General features: G+C 38.8%; 1 protein-coding gene. It reads right to left on the minus strand.

Features of this window, described 5'->3' with window-relative positions; translation table 11 throughout:
- Position 1: 1 nt before the first annotated feature.
- The coding region (locus JCM15092_RS14300) for an aldose epimerase family protein (protein ID WP_024995229.1) at positions 2-882 on the minus strand (881 nt) is incomplete at its 5' end.

Raw genomic sequence — 882 nt, forward strand, 5'->3', positions numbered from 1 at the left:
ATTATTTTTCTACTCCAAATTTATAGATAGTAGTCTGTTCGTATTTTTCACATGGGTGTAAAACACATGAAGGGAAATGAGCTTTGTTTGGTGTGTCAGGGAAGTGCTGTGCTTCGAAACATAAAGCACTTCTTCTAGGGAATGTAGCACCATGAGCTCCAGTAAAGCCATTATGCCAATTTGATGAATATAGCTGAACTCCAGGTTCAGTAGTATAAACCTCCATATTTCTTCCGCTTACAGGCTCAATACATTTTGCAGCGAAAGATAGAACACCGGCTTCCGGTTTATTCAATACATAGCAATGATCATAACCAGCTCCAAATACCAACTGTTCAAAGTTGTCGTCTATTCTGCTGCCTACTGTATGTGGAGTACGGAAGTCCATAGGAGTTCCCTCAACTTTAAGTATCTCTCCTGTTGGGATTGACACCTCATCGATAGGAGTATAGAAGTCAGCATTGATTGTAAGAAGATTATTGTCTATTGTAGCTGTAGGATTAGCTAATCCTGATAGACTGAAGAATGCGTGATGTGTAAGATTTATTATTGTAGCCTTGTCAGTAGTTGCCTGATAAGTAATCTTGAATTCATTATCATCTGTAAGTGTGTAAGTGACCTGTATCTCTACATTTCCAGGGAAGCCCTCTTCTCCATCTTTTGCTGTATAATATAGGTGTAATTCATTCTCTGATGATTGGCTGGCTGCCCAAACCTGTCTGTGGAAACCGGTAGGTCCGCCATGTAAGGCATTTGGTCCGTTATTTATAGCTAGAGAATATTCTTTACCTTCAAGTACAAACTTTCCTTTTTCGATTCTGTTTCCATATCTTCCGATAAGAGTACTTAAGAATTGCTCATGGCTGTTTATTACATTATCAA

It is taken from the genome of Phocaeicola paurosaccharolyticus JCM 15092, from assembly GCF_000613805.1.
GTDB classification, from domain to species: Bacteria; Bacteroidota; Bacteroidia; order Bacteroidales; family Bacteroidaceae; genus Phocaeicola; species Phocaeicola paurosaccharolyticus.